Genomic DNA, 21,232 nt, shown 5'->3' with positions numbered 1-21,232 from the left:
ATGGACATCACGCAAATTCAAAATCGACTTAACAGCTTAAACGGATGGCAGGCCAAATACAGAGAGATCATGCTGCTTGGTAAAAAGCTCCCTGCTTTGCCTGAAGCGCTAAAAATTGAAGATGCCCTTGTTCGAGGGTGTGAAAGTAACGTATGGCTGCATCTAGACTTGGATGAAAGTCAAGAGCGCCTAGTCATCATCGCGGACTCTGATACACGCATTGTAAAAGGGCTTTTGGCCATAATATTAGCTTGTTACAACAATCTCTTACCTCAGGAGGCTAAACAAGTTGATGCCTATGCTTTATTTGAAGAGATGGGGTTGATACAGCACTTAAGCCCATCTCGAGGGAATGGCGTAAAAGCCATTGTAGAGCGTATACAAAACCAAATTGACGCATTTCAGTGACTTAAAACTGAAATGCGCTAATTGTTAACTGTTTCGTTCGCGCTTATCTAAATACTTACGGATCGATTTCGACGCAGCAAAAAAACCAAAACTTCCCGTGACCATAGTTGCAGAGCCAAAGCCCGTTGCGCAGTCCATATTTTTGCTGCCATCCGCCTGTTGTTTCGCTTTACACACACTACCGTCGTCAGTTGGGTAAACAAGTTGCTCTGTCGAGTAAACGCAGTCTACAGCAAATTTACGCTTTGGGTTTGATGTGAAATTGTATTGCTTTCGCAGTAGGTAACGCACTTTAGCCAGCAAAGGGTCATGCGTCGTTTTAGCCACATCACCAAAACAGATTTGGCTCGGGTCCGTTTGACCTCCCGCCCCTCCAGTTGTTATCACTGGGATTTTATTGCGTTTGCAATGGGCGATTAAAGCCGCTTTTTCTTTTACAGCGTCTATACAGTCAATAACGTAATCAAAACCTTGTATATATTCTTTTATATTTTCAAGCGTAATGAAGTCGTCAATCACAGAGACTTGGCATGCAGGGTTAATGTTTTCTAACCGTGCCTTCATTGCCTCAGCTTTGATTTCACCCACCGTATCTGTGACAGCATGCAATTGACGGTTAATATTCGTCACACAAATATCGTCTAAATCAATTAGGGTAATATGTCCGATACCAGTTCTAGCCAATGCTTCAGCTGCCCAGCTACCCACACCGCCTATACCAATCACACAAAAATTCGCTTCATTTAACCATTGCAGCTGTTTATTTCCATACAGCCGACCAATACCACCAAAACGTAGTGATGTATCTTGTTCTGTCATATTACCACTCTAACTGCTCGGGCTGTCGCCACGAATTAAATACATCATGCGTTAATAACTGCATGAAATGCGCCCCCTCTTTAGGTTCTGCACTATAACTTAGATGCTCGTCATGCCAATCAAACGCAATGTAATAGGCATGGAGATAAACCCTATCAGATTCGCTACCACCATAGCTTTCATCACCCAGTATAGGTGCAGACAAGCTTTTTAGCGCTACACGTAATTGGTGTGTCTTACCGCTAAAAGGTTTCATTAGGCAAGCTCTTAGACCCGCTTTCACACTCGAGGAGTAAAATCTAGTAATTGCAGGGTTTTCTTGCGTCTTTAGTAACTTGAAAGTCCCCCGTCGAGACTTTGCCATATCCCCTTTTACCCAGCCTTGCTTTTTCTTGGGTTTATCGGTTATTAAAGCGAGGTAAAACTTACTTACCAAGCGCTCAGTGAACAGTCTAGTCAGCTCACTCGCGGATTCACTGGAAGTTGCTAAAACAAGCAAACCCGAGGTTACTTTATCTAAGCGATGCACAGGATAAAGGCGCTTATCAAGCTGCTTTTCAAGCAAAGCGACAAAGCCAGCTTCATTTTCACTATGAAAACTCATTCCACACGGTTTATAAGCGACGATAAAGTCTCTGTGTTGGGCGATAATATCGAGCTTACCCATTAAGGTACTCAATGACACGAGCGAGATCTTCAGGTGTATCTACTCCCGCATGAACAGGCTTAACAGCCTTCGTCACTTTTATTGGGTAACCGTGATACAGCACCCTCAGTTGTTCCAAAGACTCTTGAACTTCAAGTGGAGAAACGCTCAACTGTAAATATGTTTTGATGAATCCTGCACGATAAGCATAAATACCTACATGGCGGTTAAAATGCCCCAGAGGTACTTTGCTTTTGTCTAACTCCATCATGCTGTCTCGTTGAAACGGAATTGATGCACGTGAAAAATAGAGCGCATTATGATTTGCGTCACTGACGACTTTAACCGCATTGGGGTTTAACACTTCTTCAACGCTTTCAACATCTACACTCAGCGTCGCCATCGGCGCAGACGATGCAAACAGTAGTTGTGCTACTTGAGTAATGTTTTCAGGTTCGAGTAAAGGTTCATCGCCCTGAACATTCACAATTAACGTCTCATCATCTAAGCCCAAAATATCGACGACCTCAGCAAGACGCTCCGTACCAGATTGATGATCTTCTCTGGTCATCAAAACGTTGTCAGTGAATGTCTTTACTTCGTCAAATACCGCCTGGTGATCTGTCGCTACATAAACCGCTTTCGCGCCCGCTTTTTCTGCTTGTTCAAAAACGCGCTGAATCATGGTTTTTCCGCAAATATCTACCAGTGGTTTGCCAGGTAATCGCGTCGAGGCATAGCGTGCAGGAATAACAACTATGAATTCCACTTCTCAACCTCTTCTAGGCTTAATTCTCTTGCTTCATTCTCAAGTAGTACCGGGATATCATCTCTAATTGGATATGCCAACTTGGCTGCAGTGCTAATTAGCTCTTTGTTTTCTTTGTCGTAAGCCAGTTTACCTTTACATACTGGGCAAGCGATGATGTCCAATAATTTTGTATCAAATGCCATGGCTGATAATCCCCTTCTTTTCTAATAATCGATGTAACTTGTTCACAAGTGCGTCAGATGGAACGGCGTCTACACGCAAGAAATACCAATTTTGCTTTGCAAAAGCTTGGCACTTAACCGCGTCTTTTTCGGTCATAAACACCGGTTGATTTGTATATGGTTCGAAATCTTGTTCACTGTATAGGTGATGATCTGCAAAATGTTTTGTTTGTGTTATTGCAATACCATTTGCTCGCAATGACTTTTCAAAGCGAGATGGGTTACCTATTGCACTTATTGCGACACCTTTAGCTGAATAGTCACTCAGCTTTTCACCTGTTTTTACACTGTATATGCCAGTTGTGCATAATGAGTAACCATCCTCTTTTACAGAGCCATTATATACAGCTAAGTCCACTGTTTTTAGGCGACTTGGCAGCTCACGTAATGGTCCAGCAGGGAGCAAAAACCCATTACCAAATCGGCGTTCATTATCCACAATGCACACCTCAATATCGCGATCGAGCTGATAGTGCTGCAAGCCATCATCACTGATAATAATATCGGGTTCATTATGCTCGATGAGATACTCGATGCTCGCTTTTCTGTCTCCACCAATCACCACATCGCAACCTAGACGATTAAATATGAGTAGAGGCTCATCTCCCGCCTGACTGGCTGTACTTTGTTCATTTACTTGGTAAGGTGTATGTGGCGGCTTGGCACCATACCCACGGCTTATCACCGCAACTTTAAGCCCCAGTACCTGTAAGTAAGGCACTAGCCATAACACAAAAGGCGTCTTTCCGTTGCCACCAATACCAATATTGCCCACGATAAATACAGGCACGGGCGCTTTATAAGCGGATTTAATACCCAACTTAAATAGCCCTCTTCTGACATTACTCACAAGCCAAAACAATGCGCTTAACGGCAATAGAGCAATATTCAAAAGGCCGATAGGTTGATACCAGCTTTTTTCAATCTTGTTCAATTTTATTCACCATATTGCATTTTGCAAAGTGCTGCATACGCACCGTCTTTTTCCAACAGTTCTTCATGCTTCCCCTGCTCCAAGACTTTACCTTTATCTAGTACATAGATTTGATCTGACTTTTCTATCGTAGATAAGCGGTGAGCGATAACAATAGATGTTTTGTTTTTCATTAATGCTTCTAGCTCTTCTTGAATTAACCGCTCTGACTCGGTATCTAGTGCTGAAGTTGCTTCGTCTAAAATAAGTACAGGCGCATCTTTGACAATTGCCCTTGCGATGGCAATTCGCTGTCTCTGCCCACCTGAAAGCATGACTCCATTCTCTCCAACTTCTGTGTCCAAGCCCTCTGGTAAATCCTTCACAAACTCCCAAACGTGAGCTTGCTTTGCAACTTTCACAAGCTCATCTTTGCTAAGCGGCTTATCAAGTCCGTACATAATATTATTAGCAATGGTGTCATTGAAAAGCGTTACGTGCTGAGAGACCAGCGCAAATTGCTTACGAAGTGATGCCAGTGAGTATTCAGTCAACTCAATGCCATCTAGCGTCACTTTCCCTGCATCAAGGTCATAAAATCTGGGTAGCAGGTTAGATAGTGTAGATTTACCAGAGCCACTGCGACCGACTAAAGCAATGCTTTTTCCTGCTTTAATCTCCAATGATAAGTTTTCAATAACTGGGTCTTCTTTAGTCGGGTAGGTAAACGTCACATTTTTAACGCTTATTTCTCCACGTACTTCGCCTGCTTCGTATGTGCCAGTATCTTTTTCTTTTTCTTGGTCCAAGACTTCAAAAATACTTTTCGCAGCTGCTATGCCCCTTTGAAAATCACTATTTACATTCGCCAATTGTTTAAGTGGCCTCAGCATCATAACCATCGCTGTTATAAGCGATGCAACTACACCCGGAGTCAATGATTCATGTACGTCAGGCATCGCGATAATAGCAAGCACGACCGCCATCGCACTGGCTGCAATCAATTGAATGACAGATACGCTCAACGCTCGGGTCGCATCCATTTTTACACGCTGTTGCCTATTGTGATTGTTCACCGTAGCAAAGTGCTTAATCTCTTTATCTTGGCCACCGAAGCCATGAATCTCTTTGTGCCCAGAAAGCATTTGTTCAGAGCCTCTGGTCACTGCGCCCATCGCATCTTGAATATTCTTTGAAATTTTTCTGAAGCGTTTTGATACGACACTCACCACAATCGCGACAAACGGCACAATCACCAAAAATAGGAGGGACAATTTCCAGCTAATGGCAAACATGCCCCAAAGTAAGAACACCACAAAGGCCCCTTCTCTGATTGCAACTTGCAAAGCGCGTGTAACAGCTTGTTGTACCTGCTCTGTATCAAATGTTATTTTCGAAACCAGTTCACCATTGGAGTGTTTGTCATGGAATGATACTGGCATAAATAGCATGTGCTCATATAACTGTTGGCGCAATTTACGAACAACTTGAGAACCTACATAGCTCAGGCAATACGAAGACATATAGTTAAAAATGCCCCTGCCCAAGACCAACAGGATCACTACAATTGGTGCCATGGCTAATACATCTTGATTGCCCTGCGTTAATCCGTCATCCATAAATGGCTTCATCAGTTGGATAAAAAGCGCGTCCATAGCCGCATAACCGAGCATGCCAAACACAGCAAAAAATGCTGCAATTTTAAATTCGTAGGTATAAGTCAAAAGCCTTTTATAAATTTGCTTTCCAGACTGCTGCATAGTGTTACTCTAAAACTTCAAAACCTTTGTATTGTATCTGCCATGGCGCAAAAACTGAATGCATTATCTTAAAAACCATAGATTTTTCGCTTCTCGGGCCAAGAAAACTTCATAGTGATTAGAAAATACACGAATTTGAATGTGCCCATTTAATGCTGTATCAAACGTTTTATATCCAGCTTGCTCATATCTGGTAACGACCTCTTGATGCGGAAGCCCCCATGGGGAGTGATAGCCCCTCGAAAAAACAACCATTTCACCTTCAACAGCGCGAACAAATTCAATACTAGATGACGTTTTGCTACCGTGATGCGGGGCAAGTAAGATTGTCGAAGGCAGCATCTGCTCATACATTTCTAGCAGCTCATATTCTGAGTTGGACTCAATATCACCTGGTAGCAATAGGCTGTGTTTTCCATCACTAATATGCACCACACATGAGCTGTTATTATCGTTATTTTGTAACGCTTTAGGCCACATTGCGTTAATTGTAAGCTCTCCAAACTCAATACTCCGATTGACACAGGGTTGTTGATATTCATCTCCGTGAAATACATTCAAACTTTGCTCGTATCCGTTACTGATTAAATGTTCAAGGCCGCCAGCATGATCTCCGTCATCATGACTAATGATGGTGTGAATTAGAGAGAGCTGGTTCGCTCTCATATAGGGCATGACCACATTTTCAAATATAGAGTATGTGCCAAAGTAATTGGCGCCCAAGTCATAAAGAAGCGCTTGGTTATCCCTAGAGACAAGCACAGCTGTGCCGTGACCAACATCGAAAATGTCTACTTGCCAATCGGGCGGCTGCCAAATGAACCAACGAGTCATTAAAATAAAAACAGGTATGCTCGCATATCGTAATGTTAGTTTGTGCAACAACATTAAAAGGCAAAGCACAGACAATCCCAAATCTTGAAAGGTTATCTTACCAAAGCTAAACCAATTGAATGGCCATTGTTTTATCAAAAAATAGGATGTAGATAACAAACTATCGATTCCACTTAATAACTGTACATCGGAAATGAGTGATACGAAGCTCTGTATCACTATGGCGGGGAAAAGAACGATGCCCAGAAATGGGATCATGACAAGATTAATAAGTAGGCCTGAAACACTCACTCCTTGAAAAACGAAAATACTCCAGGGCAATAGAAACAAAAATACCGTAACTTGCACCATGACCAAAAGTTTAAACTTATCAATAATACGATGCGTTTGATGATTATACTGCCTTTGTCGTGATACGAGCCAAAGAATAGCGACGACAGCACTAAATGAAAAATAAAGACCTACATTCAGAAAAGAAAACGGCGAGAACAGCACAATAAGCGTTAATGCATAAACCACCGTTCTGACAAAGCTTAAACGCAGACCGAGAAAATAACAGGTAACACCGAGCGCCGCCATTAACCAAGCTCTCTGAGCTGAAACTTGCATACCACTTAAGATAACGTATATGCCAGCCAAGACCAGCGCCCCAATTAAACACCCCATGTTGATATTCAGTTCTTGTAGGATATTTTGGGGTAGAGTGAACACAGCAGCTTTGAGGAATACAAAGCCCAGCGTAAATAAAATCCCTATATGTAGCCCAGAAATCGCCATGATATGACTCAAGCCCAACTTTCTAAAGCCTTCTTTATCATTTGGGGTGATCTGAGACTTATCGCCACTGAGCAAAACATAATACAACCAACCAAGTTTGTAGTCTTTGAACACATTAAAAATAAAGCCTTGGTAGTTCTTTTGCCAACTTGTATCTAACGGGGTAATCGATTCAACAGTTATTTTGCCTTTGAAGTGAATATGGTTACGAAATGCGTACAGCTCAGCATCAAAGGTGTCAAAATTTTTTCTAGAACGAAAAAACCGTACTTTGCCTTCTCCCGTTATTTTATCTCCTTCGGCCAAGTTTTGCGCCTCGTCGACGACCGCTAAGTTTGCATAAACTGTTTTAAACGCCGATATATGAAACTTATCCAGTGCAGATACATCTAACGTGATGTATGAGTAGCTACCACGGTTTAATATTTTAGATACTACGCCACTTATTTTTATAGGTTTGTTCACGACTTCTTTTTCCCAACTCAAATGGTGGGAAATGAGATAATGAGAAAATGTAACAAAAATACCTAAAATAAAACCTGCCAAAACATTCGAAAAAGGCTTAAAATAGCTACTAACAAAAACAAGCATGGCAATACAGCTGGGTAACTGCCAAGAATCCAGATAAAAAACGGATATTAGGCTCCCAAAAATGATGCCGCAACAAATCAATAGTGAAGTAGATGGTTGCTCTATATGGCGAAGAAAACGATCCAACGCTTTTTACCTGATCACAATAAGATCAAAGAACAAAAATCGTTAAAGATATTTGGAAATTTATTGCACGATGCGAACCTATGGCATTTGAATCGACGCTCAGCTAGAGGTGCCTTTTCAGTTGGACTATTTTTTGCATTCATACCTGTCCCTTTTCAAATGGTACTTGCGGCAGCCCTTGCCATACCGTTTAGAGTTAATTTACCCTTATCAATAGCACTAGTGTGGATCACTAACCCACTGACTATGCCACCTATTTTTTATTGCTCTTATCTTGTCGGCGTTTTTGCACTCGGTCAAGAGTTACAACCATTTCATTTTGAGCCTACGTGGGCATGGTTAAGCGAAAGTATCTCAACAATTGGGCCTGCATTTATGGTTGGTTCGCTTATCTGTGCATGTATTGCTGCTGTAATTGGTTTTTTCGGCATTGATTATTTATGGCGACGTTCAGTAAATAAAGCTTGGGAAGCGCGTAATCAGGCAGAATGAAGATAAGTTTGTTTTAAAGCATTCTAACATAATAAAAAAGGCCCTTTCGGGCCTTTTTTATTATTCATTACTTCACTTTTTTGCGTCTTCTCAACATAAGCAATGGCGCTGCTAACAAGCTTAGCAAGCCAAACGATGCAGAGTTACGCTCATAAGTCTCAGCTTCATCTGGCGCGCACTGAGCAGGTTCACCACTGTTGTTTCTCGTTAAAAGAACAGGAATAGCAACTGATTCAAACTCATCATTACCATTGCTATCTTTCATGTTGTTACCTAACGCGTCTTTTCTGTTTACTGTTTTAGTTGCAGTTGCGTAAATATTACCATTATCGGTAATTTTAATGGCTTCAGAAATATCGTATGGAAACTCGGCACTCTTACAAGGTAATAGGTCATTGATGTTATCTAACTTGCCAGTCACCTTATCAAAGATGAAGGCCTCGCTTCTAGGGGAGGCTACATTCTTTTCAACTTCAGCTTTACCTATAATTTGACCTGCATTGTTGATGTCAGTCACATACATGTCAGAGCCTTCGTAAAACGAGTCAATTTCAACATACTTTGCATTATCAATCTCGTAGTAATAGGCCTTTACATTAGAATTTGTACCAACAGAAAATTCATCCATACGATATCCAACTACAACATTGTTATCGTTAATGGCAACAGCTCTGCTCGATTCGTAGCCTTTGTCATGGTCAACAACGGGTTTGAAAGCACCACCTTGATAATAACCAGCGCGCTGTCTAATGATAAAATCATCACCTTCTCGAGTCTGAGAATTACCGACCGCAATGCCTGCTTTATTTACAGCCATAGCCGAACTGACATGAATGCGATTCTCATCGTCGTTACGTGTTAGCCCAATTCCTATCTCGTCAGTCTCTGCTGCGATGATATTAAAGTCGGCATCTAGCTTCCATTGATAAGCACGTAAATCGTAGTATCCAGCATTTTGCAGACTCCATGCGCACACTGCGACAGGCTCGTCTTCGCCCTTACAATTATCATTGAAACGATCTTGTGAGTCTTTTTCTACACTTACAGCACTTTGCCCAACAACCAAGTACGTGCCATCGTCTAATTTTTTAATATCAGTCGCATTACTATAGCTGCCATAATCATCTGTATACTTTGCAGGCAATACCATTAATTCGCCGCTTGGCTTTATCAAAAATGCCCTTGAAGTATGTGCTCTTTGGAAAAAGATAGTGTCGTCATCTTCATTATTTTTCTTGAAAGCCACTTTGTCGTAAGGCGCCGTAGCCCAACCTACTCTTGTGCCATCAGAAGCAACGGCAGTTAACAGTTGAACTGTTGAGCGCGATAATTCGTTATTTGTATACTCTCGGTTAGCATCAAATATCACTTGTTCGTCTGCTGTCGTTGCTGTAAAGCTCGATGAAATACCAGAGTTTAATTTTTGAAACTCCGGATTACCGGCTCTGCTACTTAAAAATGTACGCATAAAAGCGTTAGCGTCCGCATTAGTTGCGGCTACATTTTCATTTTTAATCTGCTCGAGAGTAAAATCGATAGTATCATCACGAAGCTCTAAATTTCGCTTCCAAGAGTCATACGCACTCTTTATGCCATTGTCTTCAATATCAATGTAACTTACATCAATTGGCAGATTGAATAATTCGGTTGAGCGACCAACTATTGTGCCTGACTCATTGGCATCCAAAATATAGGTATGCTTTGTATTTTCATTGGTCGGTAATTCTGTTAATTCATAAGTGACAGCAAACAGCTGCCCTGAAAAGCACAAACCGATACTGGCGGCTAAAAGTGAATATTTCATTTCAATCCTTACTGCTGATTCTGTAAAGCTTCTAATTCTTCCCAACGTTCAAACGCGGTTTCGAGCTTTGACTCTAGTTCTGCTAATTGGTTCAACGCTTGCTGTGTTACTTCGGAGTCTTGTTTAAAGAACTCAGGAGAGTTAACTAATTCTTGTTGGCTCTCTAGAGCTGCCTCAAGTTCCTCTACTTTACTTGGCAAGCTTTCTAATTCAAGTTTTAATTTGTAACTTAACTTGCTTGATTTGTTCTTGTTTGTCTCTTTTTTAGCCGCCGGTGCAGCTTTCTTCTCTTTGTCTAGTTTCTCTAGTGCTTTTTGCTGAGCCAGTTTGCTGTCTCTATAGGCTTCAAAGTCACTGTAACCACCGACGATTTCAGTGACAACCCCGTCTCCTTCGAAAGCCCACACACTGTTACAGGTGTTATCGATAAACTCACGATCGTGGCTAACAATTAAAATCGTACCCTGATATTGAGTGATTATTTCTTCTAATAACTCTAAAGTCTCAATATCCAAGTCATTGGTAGGTTCATCGAGGACCAGTACATTTGAGGGTTTTAAGAACAATTTAGCGAGTAATAATCGATTCTTCTCACCGCCGGACAGAGCTTTAACTGGTGTTCTTGCTCTTGCTGGTGGAAATAAGAAATCTTGTAAGTAACCCAGTACATGTCTGCTACGTCCACCAATATTGACCTCTTGTTTTCCTTCGGCAACATTGTCTTGCACGGTCATCTCTTCATCTAACTTCTCTCTATACTGATCGAAGTAGGCAACTTCAAGATTGACACCCTGTTTGATTTTACCGCTGTCTGCAGAAAGTTTACCGAATAACAGCTTTAACAGCGTTGTTTTACCTATTCCATTTGGGCCAACTAACCCTACTCTATCGCCACGCATTACCAGCGTTGAAAAGTCTTTAACGATAGGTTTATCTTTAAAGGCATGGTTAACAAAGTTAGCTTCAAATACCAACTTCCCTGAACGCTCTGCCGATTCGATGTTGAAGTCTGCTTTACCGACTTGCTCGACTCGCTGTTTGCGCTCAACACGCAAAGCTTTCAGCGCTCTAACTCGCCCTTCATTGCGGGTTCTACGCGCCTTAATGCCTTGTCGTATCCACGCTTCTTCTTCAGCTAGCTTTTTATCGAAAAGTGCATTCTGAGTTTCTTCAACTTTTAGGTCGTGCGCTTTTTGTTCTAGGTATTTTGCGTAGTTTCCAGGGTAAGAGATTAATTTGCCTCGATCTAAATCGAGAATACGTGTTGCAACAGCACGTATGAAAGCACGGTCGTGTGAAATAAACACGATGCCGCCTTTGAAATCTTTTAAAAATGATTCCAACCATTCGACACTCGCCATATCTAAATGGTTAGTAGGTTCATCAAGCAATAGTAAATCTGGGTCTCCCACAAGCGCTTTTGCCAGTGCCACCTTTCTTAACCAACCACCCGATAGCTTTTCCAAACGCATTTGCGCTGTGAGCTGCAATTGGCTAAGTACTAGGTTAATTCTACTTTCAAACCGCCAAGCATCAGCCGCCTCAATTTCAGCTGATAGACGCTCTAGTCTATTTAACAAAGAGTTAGATTGATCGGTTTGAAGCGCTTCACTAACATGATTATATTCAATAAGTAAACTAGCAACCTCCGGTAACCCGTTGGCGACATAATCAAACACGCTCCCTTCAGCGCCCTTAGGTGGATCTTGTTCTAATCGAGAAACTTTTAAGCCAGTTAATCTATTTATTTCACCATCATCAAGTACGACTTGACCGTCTAATACTTTGAGTAAGGTTGACTTGCCTGCACCATTTCTACCAACAATACACACTCGCTCACCCGCTTCGATGAGAGCATCAGCATTGTCTAATAACGGATGAGAGCCGAAAGCAAGTTGCGCTTTAGCTATTCTTATTAAATCCATCTTCTTGTACTAACTCTTGAATTTGTTGTTGGGTAAACGGCCAATATAGCAATTTACCAGTAGTTATACATTTTAAAACAGGAATTGAGGTTTGATATTTTTCAACCAAAGCCTCACTTTCCAAAATATCTTGGTGAAGAATATCACCTTCACGAACGCAACAAAGCGCTAACGAAAGCGCTTCTTCACATAAATGACACCCCTGTGTGTAATACAAGGTCACTTTAGCCATGAGTAATCAGCCAGCTATTGTGGATCTGCTTGTTGCGTTTAAAGTCTGGTGACAATGTTTGCGTAGAAATATTTTCTGCTTTCAAACCTAGACCCATTAACGCAACCTCGTCCATCTTGAAACCACGTTTGTTATTCGAAAACAACAACGTACCATCTGGACTCAGGATATTCTTTACCCAAGTTAATAGCTGGATATGATCTCTTTGCACGTCAAATGCATCTTTCATTCGCTTGGAGTTAGAGAACGTTGGTGGATCTAAAAAGATCAAATCATATTGGCCTTTCGCATGTTCTAACCATTTGAGGCAATCAGCTTGTTCAAATCTAAAACGAGGATTTTTAAGGTTATTCAAAGCAAAGTTTTCTTCAGCCCACTTTAAGTACGTCTTTGACATATCTACCGTTGTTACTGCTTTTGCACCACCAAGAGCCGCATGCACCGACGCAGTACCAGTGTACGCAAACAAGTTCAGCACCCGCTTATCCTTTGCATTTTGCTGAATAAAGCGACGTGCTAGTCGATGGTCTAAAAACAAACCTGTGTCGAGGTAGTCATACAAGTTAACTTTAAACTTCGCGCCAAATTCTTCGATAACTTGTAAGCGATTTTGCTTTTCATACGAGGTATATTGTTCATCACCACGTTGCTTCTTGCGCACTTTAACAGCAAGGTTACTCGGAGAAATCTGTAATGTTTCAGATGTTAACGAAATCACATCCTGTAAACGCTTGTCAGCAACTTCAGCATTGATTTCTTTTGGCGCTGCATATTCGAAAATGACCGCATTATCACCATACACATCGACGGCAACATTGTATTCAGGAATATCTGCATCATATAGCCTATAAGCCTGAACCGACTCTTTTTTAAGCCAATTTTTAAGGCCTTGTTTGTTCTTCTTTAATCGATTTGCAAAAGCACGAGATTGCTCGTAATGCAGTTCAGATGCTTGCTGATTTTGTGCAACTTGTTTCTCATTTAACTCATAAAGATACAATGTCACATCAATCGGGCCATTTTTAAACTTATAGCGCTTTTTAGACGCAAGTTTGAGCAGTCTAAACAACTCATCGTCAGTCCCTAAAAGAGCAGCATTCCAATCTTGGAAATGCTTTTTAAAACTTGCTCCCATATTTCGGTATAAGCTAATCAACTCGGCCATAGAACCAAGACGTTCACCGTAAGGCAAGTTACTTAAAACCGTTCCAGGGCGCTTAGCGACAGATTGAAGTTTACCTGCATCAGCAACTTTAAATTGAATTTGCTCGCCCAATCCTGCTCGGTTTGCGTTCGATTGCGCGGTTTCGATAACCTTTGCATCAATATCGTGCCCAATCAGCCACAATTTTGACTCAGTTTTCTCTGCTTTAAGGGATTTTTGAAGTTCTTTAAATTTTGCTTCTCTGAAACTTGGTAGTCTTTTAAATGCAAAGGCTTTGTTGAGGTTAGTGGGTAAATTCAACGCCATGCTAGCAGCTTCGATTAACAGTGTGCCCGAGCCACAACAAGGATCAAAAAGCGGTTTAGATGTATCATTTAACCAGCCACTGCGAGACACCAATGCCGCCGCTAAATGTTCACGAATAGGCGCTTTGCCCTGTTTCGTTCGATAACCACGATCTGACAACCTTGGGCCTGAATAATCAAGGTATAACGCTAACTTTTGTTTATTAAGCTTTGCTATAATTCTGACGTTTGCGTCTTGCTTATCAACAGAAGGACGCTGCTCATACAGGTCCTGAAAATAATCAACCACCGCATCTTTGATGACTAGTCCAGAAAACTGACTGTTTTTCAGCTCTTTATTGGTGCCATTGAATTCAACAGCAAATGTTTGTTTTGGACCAAACCATTCTTGCCACCCCTGAAATCGGGCAAATTTATATAGGTCATCTTTATTTTTAATATCTTCATGCTCATCAATCAGCAACATTACGCGCGTTGAGTAGCGTGTCATCATACAGAACTTCTGTGCCGTTAAATTATCCGCATCAAAACGAACTGAGCCAATACTTTGCTTAGTTACTTTAATTTCGAAAGATTGAAGCTCTTCAACTAATAAATTCTCGATACCAATCGACGTAAGTGCAATAAACTGCAATGTGATAACCCTGTAATTTCAATTGACGCGAGTATAACACAGCTGTTTACAGACTGGGATTGGATTACGCCCTTCTATCGAGTTTATTACTGACCATGAGAGGGTGAATACGGTTGTTAAGGACTTTAATGGCTTGAAACTGCTCGAGTACAATATTTTCATCAAGTCTAAAGTCTGCTGTTAGGTTTACACACAGGCTTGCCTCACTGTCGTGATCCACGATGAGACACTCGCCAGTCATTTCTTTTGACTGTAAACTGATAACCGCATTGCACAAGATGTCTGTTCCGCGATAAGGCGTAAAAAACCAGCTTTTGGCTTGCATTGGAAGTAAGTGAAATTTTACAGCTGTTGCATTAAGCGAAATCTGGCAACATTGAGCTTCAGACCAAACTGCATATGTACGCAAATAATCGAAAACGTTTTGGTAAAATTCAGCTTCTTCTACGCTAAAATTTGGAAGTGATTCAGAATCGGCCGTTAGTTGACGCAATCGAAAAGGCGTACATAACTGGAGCTCGTCTCCGAGATCAACAAGCAACCGATTCTGTGTGTGGCACTGTACCCAACGCCACTCTTTTGATGCTTGCAAAATCGCCTCCGAATTACTACTTCTCCAAACTAACAGTAACTCGTAGTATATCGCGATTTTTGCAAGTGTAAAAATATTTATAATAACTTTTTATTTAGGATCATTTAGTAATATATCTGATCCTTATAAAGAATTTACGATCCTTTTGATCAATTGTGGCCCTTCATAAATGAAGCCTGTGTAAACTTGGACCAAATCCGCACCAGCATTTAGCTTTTCTTGTGCTGTTTCTGCACTATCAATACCGCCCACACCAATTATAGGTAACTTACCGTCAGTTAGGCGCTTTAACTCACTGACAACGTGAGTGGACTTTTCACGTACAGGTCTACCTGAAAGCCCGCCAGCTTCGTCGGCATGTTCAAGCCCTTGCACAGCATCTCTCGCAAGCGTTGTATTCGTCGCAATAACCCCGTCAATACGGTTATTTACAAGAGATTCAGATATTTGTGTTAATTGTACTGCGTCTACGTCTGGCGCAATTTTGACAAGCATAGGTACCGATTTATTGTGTTTTGCGATTAAATCTACCTGCTCGTTTTTAAGGCTTTGTAATAAGTCATCTAGCGCTTCGCCATATTGCAGGTCTCGAAGCCCTGGTGTATTAGGTGACGAAATATTTACAGTGATATACGAAGCATGTTCAAACACTTTACGCATGCAATGAATGTAGTCGTCTTTACCCTGCTCATTTGGCGTATCTTTATTTTTACCAATATTGATCCCAAGGATCCCGGTATAATTCGACGCTTTTACATTTGCGACAAGATTATCCACACCCTTGTTATTAAAACCCATTCGGTTAATTACAGCATGTGCCTCAGGAAGACGAAATATACGAGGTTTATCATTACCTGCTTGTGGTCTTGGCGTGACTGTGCCAACTTCAATAAACCCAAAACCCATTTGACCAAATGCATCAATACATTCCGCATTTTTATCCAAACCAGCGGCTAAACCAACTGGGTTATCAAACTCTAGCCCTAAGAAATTGACTGGCTTCTTAGGGAGTGACTGCGACCATGCGAGACTTAATGGGGTATTTTTGAAACGGCGTAGATTGCCAAGTGCAAAATCGTGTGCCCATTCTGCATCTTTATTAAACATATAACGACGTGCTAAATCGTAAAACATCGTGACTCCTTAAGTTCCTGGTAACAGTTTGAGGCAAAAAAATACCCCAGCAATTGCCGGGGTATTGTAACGCTTTAATTTTTATTTGGAAGTATCACAGTTGTGACTAAGTAACATTAACTCCCTTAGTGCAACCGAGAACTTCGCAAAGTCATGGTTTTGAGATGTCTTGAACTCTGCAAGCATCTGTTGCCAACGGTGAAGTAGCGACGACTGATTTTCCATCCACTGTTCAATCAGTGAATCAACATTGTCATCATTTCCTTCAAAGCTGTTCAATACCACTTCTGATAAAGCACGTTGCTGCCAGTCTAGCTCTTCACGGTAAGATGCGCGAGCCAGTGCTTGCCAATGGTTTGCAACCGGCTGAGCAGTAATCTGATCTAGGAACCAGTGTAAGCCCATATTTGCGCCAAGCTTGAAGTAAGTATTAGAAACAACTGAAATATCGCGTTTTGCATTATTCGCCACTTCTGCAAGATCCATCACAGAGAACAGGCTAGACAGTGCCACAATGCGCTGTGCAAGTTCTGCTGGTACACCTTCAGATGTAAGTGTCTCTGCTTTCTCAGCAAGGCGTGCACTTTCATCAGCAACCATATAGTTGTCTAGGTTTGCACTTAAGTCCGCAAATGTCGGTGCAAAGAACTCAATTGTCTGCTCAATTGTCAACGCCTTATTACGATGACGCAGGAACCAGCGAGTAGCACGGCGTACTGTGCGACGTAGTTGATATAGCATCTCTGTTTGAACAGCTGCAGGGATCTTATTATCTAGATCTGAAATTGCCGTCCAAGTCTCTGACATCTGGAATGTTGCGCTCGCGATTGAGTAACATAGTGCGATTTCAGCTTCTGTCGCCCCCGTTTCTTCATGCATACGAACCATGAAGTTAAGACCCATATCATTGACGATGTTGTTAGCCAATTTAGTCGCGATGATTTCTTTTCTCAGTGGATGCTCATCCATCGCAGCATTAAAACGCTCGCGCAGAGGCACTGGGAATGAGTTTACAAGCAACTGACGGTAATACGGGTTTTCAGTAATTTCGTCAACAACCAGTGTTTCTTTCAATACCATTTTAGAGTATGAAACAAGCACTGAAAGCTCAGGACGAGTTAGATCAAGTCCAGCTGCTGCGCGCTCTGCAAGTTCTTCGTCACTTGGCAAGAATTCGATGCTTCTATCCAACTTGCCGTCTTTTTCAAGGGCATGAATAAAGCGGATCTTCTCTTTTAACGTCGCAGGACCTTTCGACTTAGTTACTGACAACGTATGAGTTTGGCGGTAACAGTCTGCTAATACCAACTCAGACACTTCGTCTGTCATCGCGTATAGTAACTCGTCACGTTGCTTCTTCGTTAAATCACCTTCGGCAACTAATCCATTAAGCAGGATCTTGATGTTAACTTCGTTATCTGAACACGCAACACCACCAACGTTATCAATGAAGTCTGTGTTGATACGACCACCTTTGGCTGCAAACTCGATACGGCCAAGCTGCGTTGCACCTAAGTTACCACCTTCACCGAAGATTTTCGCACCTAGTTGCGAGCCGTTGATACGCAGTGCATCATTTGCTCTGTCACCCACATCAGCATCGCTTTCGCCTGCTGCTTTGATATATGTGCCGATACCGCCGTTCCAAAGTAGATCAACTGGCATCATTAGCAATGCTTTTATAAGCTCTGTTGGTGTCATGCTTGCTTTTTTAGTGCCAAGCATTTTCTTAATTTCTGGTGTTAATGTGATTGACTTCGCTGCGCGAGAGAAAATGCCACCACCTTGAGAAATCAAGCTTGAATCGTAATCTTCCCAAGAAGAACGTGGTAGTTCAAACATGCGTGCACGCTCTTTGTAAGAGCTTGCTGCATCTGGGTTTGGATCGATAAAGATGTGCATATGGTTAAATGCGGCAACTAAGCGAGTATGTTCAGATAGCAACATACCATTACCAAATACATCCCCTGCCATGTCACCGATTGCAACAGCTGTAAAGTCTGTTGTTTGACAATCAATGTCCATTTCACGGAAGTGACGCTTAACTGACTCCCAAGCACCTTTTGCTGTGATACCCATTTTCTTGTGGTCATAACCAATTGAACCACCAGAAGCAAACGCGTCGCCTAACCAGAAGTTGTATTCATCAGCAATGCCATTGGCGATATCAGAGAATGTTGCAGTACCTTTATCTGCCGCGACAACTAGGTATGGGTCATCTTCATCATGACGTACTACATCTACTGGAGGAACGATGTCGCCATGAATGATGTTATCTGTTATGTCTAGTAAACCACGAATAAAGATCTTGTAGCACTCTTGGCCTTCACGGAAGAAACCTTCACGATCGTTTGGCAGTTGCTTACATACAAAGCCACCTTTAGAACCCACAGGGACGATTACTGTATTCTTAACCTGCTGAGCCTTTACAAGGCCTAGTACTTCTGTACGGAAATCTTCTCTACGGTCCGACCAACGTAAACCACCACGCGCAACCTTGCCGCCACGTAGATGAACACCTTCAATACGTGGAGAGTAAACAAAGATTTCAAACGCAGGCAATGGCAAAGGCATTTCAGGAATTGCACTTGGCTGGATCTTGAAGGAAACATATGACTTGTTCGTACCATCGGCTTCTTTTTGATAGAAGTTGGTACGCAATGTCGCGTCAATCATCGCAACATATAAGCGAATAATACGGTCATCATCCAAGTTCGCAACGCTCTCTAGCTCGTGGTAAATTTTCTCAACTAGCTTATCAAGAGACTTTTGTGCAACTTTCTTTTGTGGACAGAACTTCTTCTCAAACAGCTCAACCAATTGGTTAGCAATGTGAGGATAGTGCTCAAATGTATTTTCAATATATGATTGTGAGAATGTCACACCGATTTGGCGCATATATTTAGCATATGCACGCAGGATTGATGCTTCACGACCTGTTGAGCCAGCTTTCAACACAAGGCGGTTGAAGCCATCGTTTTCTAGACGGTTGTTCCAAACATTAATAAGCGCGGCACGGAAACGCGCAGACACTTTATCAAAATCAGCCAGACCTTTGCTATCTAATAGCATAGAGAAGTCCATGATCCAGTTAACTTGACCATCACTGGTTTTAACTGCGTATGGCGTCTCACCGATTACACGTAGGCCGAAGTTTTCTAGCATCGGCATGACGTCTGATAAGTGGATCGGCTCATCTTTATGGAATAAGCTCAAGCGCACAATTTGTGAATTCGCTTCTTCTTGCGGGCGATAGAACAACATTTCTAGCTTGTTTTCGTCGCTGAGCTTCTCAAGCTTTTCAATATCTACTACTGCTGCACTTGGTAAAACTTCGTCTTTATATGCACGCGGGAATGCCGTTGCATATTTACGGTTAAGGTCATTACCACGCGCTTCACCATCGCTAGCAAGTAAAGCAGTTTGTAGTTTATCTTCCCAAGTGCGGGCAGCTTCTACCAAGTTATTTTCGATTTCTTTCACGTTATACTTAATGTTGTTGTCAGCTACACGAACAATGTAATGCGTTCTTGCAAGTGTAGACTCAGAGAAAAATGTGGTGAACTCAACTTTTTCGTTAGAACCGAAAGCATTACCTAACAACTTTTGAGTTTCGCGACGAAGCGCCGTGTTGTAGCGCTCACGCGGTACATAAACCATACATGAGAAGAATCTTCCGTATACATCTCTGCGAATGAATAAGCGACACATGTCACGTTCTTGGGTTTGTAAAACACCCGTAGCTACGTCTAACAACTCGTTTTCACGAGCCTGCACAAGCTCGTCTCGAGGGTATGTTTCTAAGATGTTCAGTACGGCTTTGTAAGCATGTGTGCCTTTGGCAAAATCACACTGCTCCATAATGCGAGCGATTTTGCTTTTCAATACCGGAACGTCGGCTGCGCTATTATTGTAGAAGCTCGACGAGAACAAACCAATAAAACGGTCTTCTCCGATTACATTGCCTTCGTTATCAAAGCGTTTGATACCAACATAATCAATATGTGCTGGTCGATGTACGCGAGACTGTGAATTAGTCTTCGTTAGGATAAGTAAATTTTTACTGCGTGCTTCAAGACGAGCTACTTCAGGCAACTCTGATAGCAGTCGGCTACTTTCAGTAGAGTTTTTCATTAAACCTAAGCTTGAACCAGCGACAGGTTTTAACTCATAGTCACCTTGTACCGGTACTAAGTCATACTGACGATAGCCCATAAAAGTGAAGTTATCACGCGCTAGCCAATCTAAGAACTCTGCGGCTTCGTCTAGTTCTTCTTTTGAAGCGTCATGTTTACGGTTTGGAATATCTTCGCCAACTGATACTAGCTTATCTCTAATTAGTAACCAGTCCTCAACCGCAACTGATACATCTTTTAGCACTGATTCTAACTCTTGTTTGAAGTCAGCAATAACCGACTCGTCAGTCTGACGGTCAATTTCAATAAAGAATACAGTTTTAGTAGATGAAGATTCTTGTTCGGTCTTCAAGCCTGAAACGGCAGAGATTTTGTCTTGTTTGTCACGGTTGATTTTGAGAGGGCAGTGTAAAAGCAAATGCGATGCAATATTCTTACGGCTAAGTGCCATTCGCACTGAATCAACCAAAAACGGCTTATCATCTGAAATGATCTCAACAATCGTATGTGACGATTGCCAGCCATCTTTTGCAACTTCAGGGTTGAATACACGGATTACTGCATTATCTGAGGTATTCTGTTCTAGAGAATTCCACAGACTCAAAGCAGCACCGTAGAGGTCACTGTCGTTACGATGTGCCAAGTCCTCTTTAGACATGTTGCTGTACAAGGCTTTGGCAAATGTTTCAACGAGCGACACGTTATCGGCATGAACTTTTTTATGGATCAACTTGCAAACGTTATCAAGGATAACCGATGCTGGACCTTCACTTTGTGTCATTATGTGTTCCTTAATCTATACCACCTTTGAACGGTAGATTATTTGTACAGCCAATTATTAGCGTGGAGTCCAGAGGATTTTAACCTTTCTGGCGCTAATAAAAAGCTTTTTTGACAAAAACATTTGAGGCTTTTCAGCCAGTTGGTCATATATTCACAAATTGTA

General features: G+C 41.8%; 16 protein-coding genes. 2 read left to right on the top strand and 14 right to left on the bottom strand.

Going from position 1 to position 21,232, the window contains the following annotated elements:
* A complete protein-coding gene (locus tag A7985_RS03290) occupies positions 1–408 on the top strand; it encodes a SufE family protein (protein ID WP_065788988.1) in 408 nt (135 codons plus the stop codon).
* 24 nt (positions 409–432) lie between these two features.
* Here the strand turns inward: A7985_RS03290 and tcdA are convergent, their stop codons facing one another.
* From tcdA to A7985_RS03255, 7 genes are all read right to left on the bottom strand, one after another.
* Positions 433–1,227 carry a tRNA cyclic N6-threonylcarbamoyladenosine(37) synthase TcdA gene (gene tcdA / locus A7985_RS03285; RefSeq protein ID WP_065788987.1) on the bottom strand — a complete coding sequence of 265 codons (795 nt, stop codon included), beginning with the start codon at positions 1,225–1,227 and terminating at the stop codon, positions 433–435.
* A 1-nt stretch (position 1,228) separates the two neighbouring features.
* Entirely contained in the window at positions 1,229–1,894 is a 666-nt protein-coding gene (locus A7985_RS03280) for a TIGR01621 family pseudouridine synthase (protein ID WP_065788986.1), read from the bottom strand.
* The gene (gene kdsB, locus A7985_RS03275) at positions 1,887–2,642 is read right to left on the bottom strand and encodes a 3-deoxy-manno-octulosonate cytidylyltransferase (RefSeq protein WP_065788985.1); all 756 of its coding nucleotides are present in this window, start codon (positions 2,640–2,642) and stop codon (positions 1,887–1,889) included. Before kdsB ends, A7985_RS03280 begins: the two co-directional genes overlap by 8 nt.
* Positions 2,630–2,827 (bottom strand): Trm112 family protein, encoded by a 198-nt coding sequence (locus tag A7985_RS03270; protein ID WP_065788984.1) that lies wholly within the window; start codon positions 2,825–2,827, stop codon positions 2,630–2,632. The genes kdsB and A7985_RS03270 overlap by 13 nt, the downstream gene beginning before the upstream one ends.
* Positions 2,817–3,800 (bottom strand): tetraacyldisaccharide 4'-kinase, encoded by a 984-nt coding sequence (gene lpxK, locus A7985_RS03265; protein WP_065788983.1) that lies wholly within the window; start codon positions 3,798–3,800, stop codon positions 2,817–2,819. Before lpxK ends, A7985_RS03270 begins: the two co-directional genes overlap by 11 nt.
* 2 nt (positions 3,801–3,802) lie before the next feature.
* Positions 3,803–5,539, bottom strand: a complete 1,737-nt coding sequence (gene msbA, locus A7985_RS03260) for a lipid A export permease/ATP-binding protein MsbA (RefSeq protein ID WP_065788982.1) — start codon at positions 5,537–5,539, stop codon at positions 3,803–3,805.
* A 63-nt stretch (positions 5,540–5,602) separates the two neighbouring features.
* Positions 5,603–7,822: a DNA internalization-related competence protein ComEC/Rec2 gene (locus A7985_RS03255; protein ID WP_370671162.1), complete on the bottom strand. Its 2,220-nt coding sequence runs from the start codon at positions 7,820–7,822 to the stop codon at positions 5,603–5,605.
* 24 nt (positions 7,823–7,846) lie between these two features.
* On the opposite strand from A7985_RS03255, the gene A7985_RS03250 reads away from it, so the two are divergent.
* Positions 7,847–8,359 carry a DUF2062 domain-containing protein gene (locus A7985_RS03250; protein WP_065788980.1) on the top strand — a complete coding sequence of 171 codons (513 nt, stop codon included), beginning with the start codon at positions 7,847–7,849 and terminating at the stop codon, positions 8,357–8,359.
* A 67-nt stretch (positions 8,360–8,426) separates the two neighbouring features.
* Here the strand turns inward: A7985_RS03250 and A7985_RS03245 are convergent, their stop codons facing one another.
* From A7985_RS03245 to A7985_RS03215, 7 genes are all read right to left on the bottom strand, one after another.
* Complete coding sequence (locus A7985_RS03245; RefSeq protein ID WP_065788979.1) at positions 8,427–10,163, bottom strand: DUF3466 family protein; 1,737 nt, start codon at positions 10,161–10,163, stop codon at positions 8,427–8,429.
* A gap of 8 nt (positions 10,164–10,171) precedes the next feature.
* The gene (uup, locus tag A7985_RS03240) at positions 10,172–12,088 is read right to left on the bottom strand and encodes an ATP-binding cassette ATPase Uup (RefSeq protein ID WP_065788978.1); all 1,917 of its coding nucleotides are present in this window, start codon (positions 12,086–12,088) and stop codon (positions 10,172–10,174) included.
* A complete protein-coding gene (locus A7985_RS03235) occupies positions 12,066–12,320 on the bottom strand; it encodes a glutaredoxin family protein (RefSeq protein ID WP_065788977.1) in 255 nt (84 codons plus the stop codon). The genes uup and A7985_RS03235 overlap by 23 nt, the downstream gene beginning before the upstream one ends.
* The gene (gene rlmKL / locus A7985_RS03230; protein WP_065788976.1) at positions 12,313–14,424 is read right to left on the bottom strand and encodes a bifunctional 23S rRNA (guanine(2069)-N(7))-methyltransferase RlmK/23S rRNA (guanine(2445)-N(2))-methyltransferase RlmL; all 2,112 of its coding nucleotides are present in this window, start codon (positions 14,422–14,424) and stop codon (positions 12,313–12,315) included. The genes A7985_RS03235 and rlmKL overlap by 8 nt, the downstream gene beginning before the upstream one ends.
* Before the next feature lie 64 nt (positions 14,425–14,488).
* Entirely contained in the window at positions 14,489–15,019 is a 531-nt protein-coding gene (locus tag A7985_RS03225; RefSeq protein WP_065788975.1) for a cell division protein ZapC domain-containing protein, read from the bottom strand.
* 120 nt (positions 15,020–15,139) lie between these two features.
* Entirely contained in the window at positions 15,140–16,150 is a 1,011-nt protein-coding gene (pyrD, locus tag A7985_RS03220) for a quinone-dependent dihydroorotate dehydrogenase (protein WP_065788974.1), read from the bottom strand.
* An 81-nt stretch (positions 16,151–16,231) separates the two neighbouring features.
* Positions 16,232–21,067 (bottom strand): NAD-glutamate dehydrogenase, encoded by a 4,836-nt coding sequence (locus A7985_RS03215; protein WP_065788973.1) that lies wholly within the window; start codon positions 21,065–21,067, stop codon positions 16,232–16,234.
* Positions 21,068–21,232: the final 165 nt, after the last annotated feature.

This window comes from Pseudoalteromonas luteoviolacea, from assembly GCF_001696455.1.
Lineage (GTDB): Bacteria > Pseudomonadota > Gammaproteobacteria > Enterobacterales > Alteromonadaceae > Pseudoalteromonas > Pseudoalteromonas luteoviolacea_C.
This window is presented reverse-complemented; position numbering and strand designations above follow the sequence as displayed.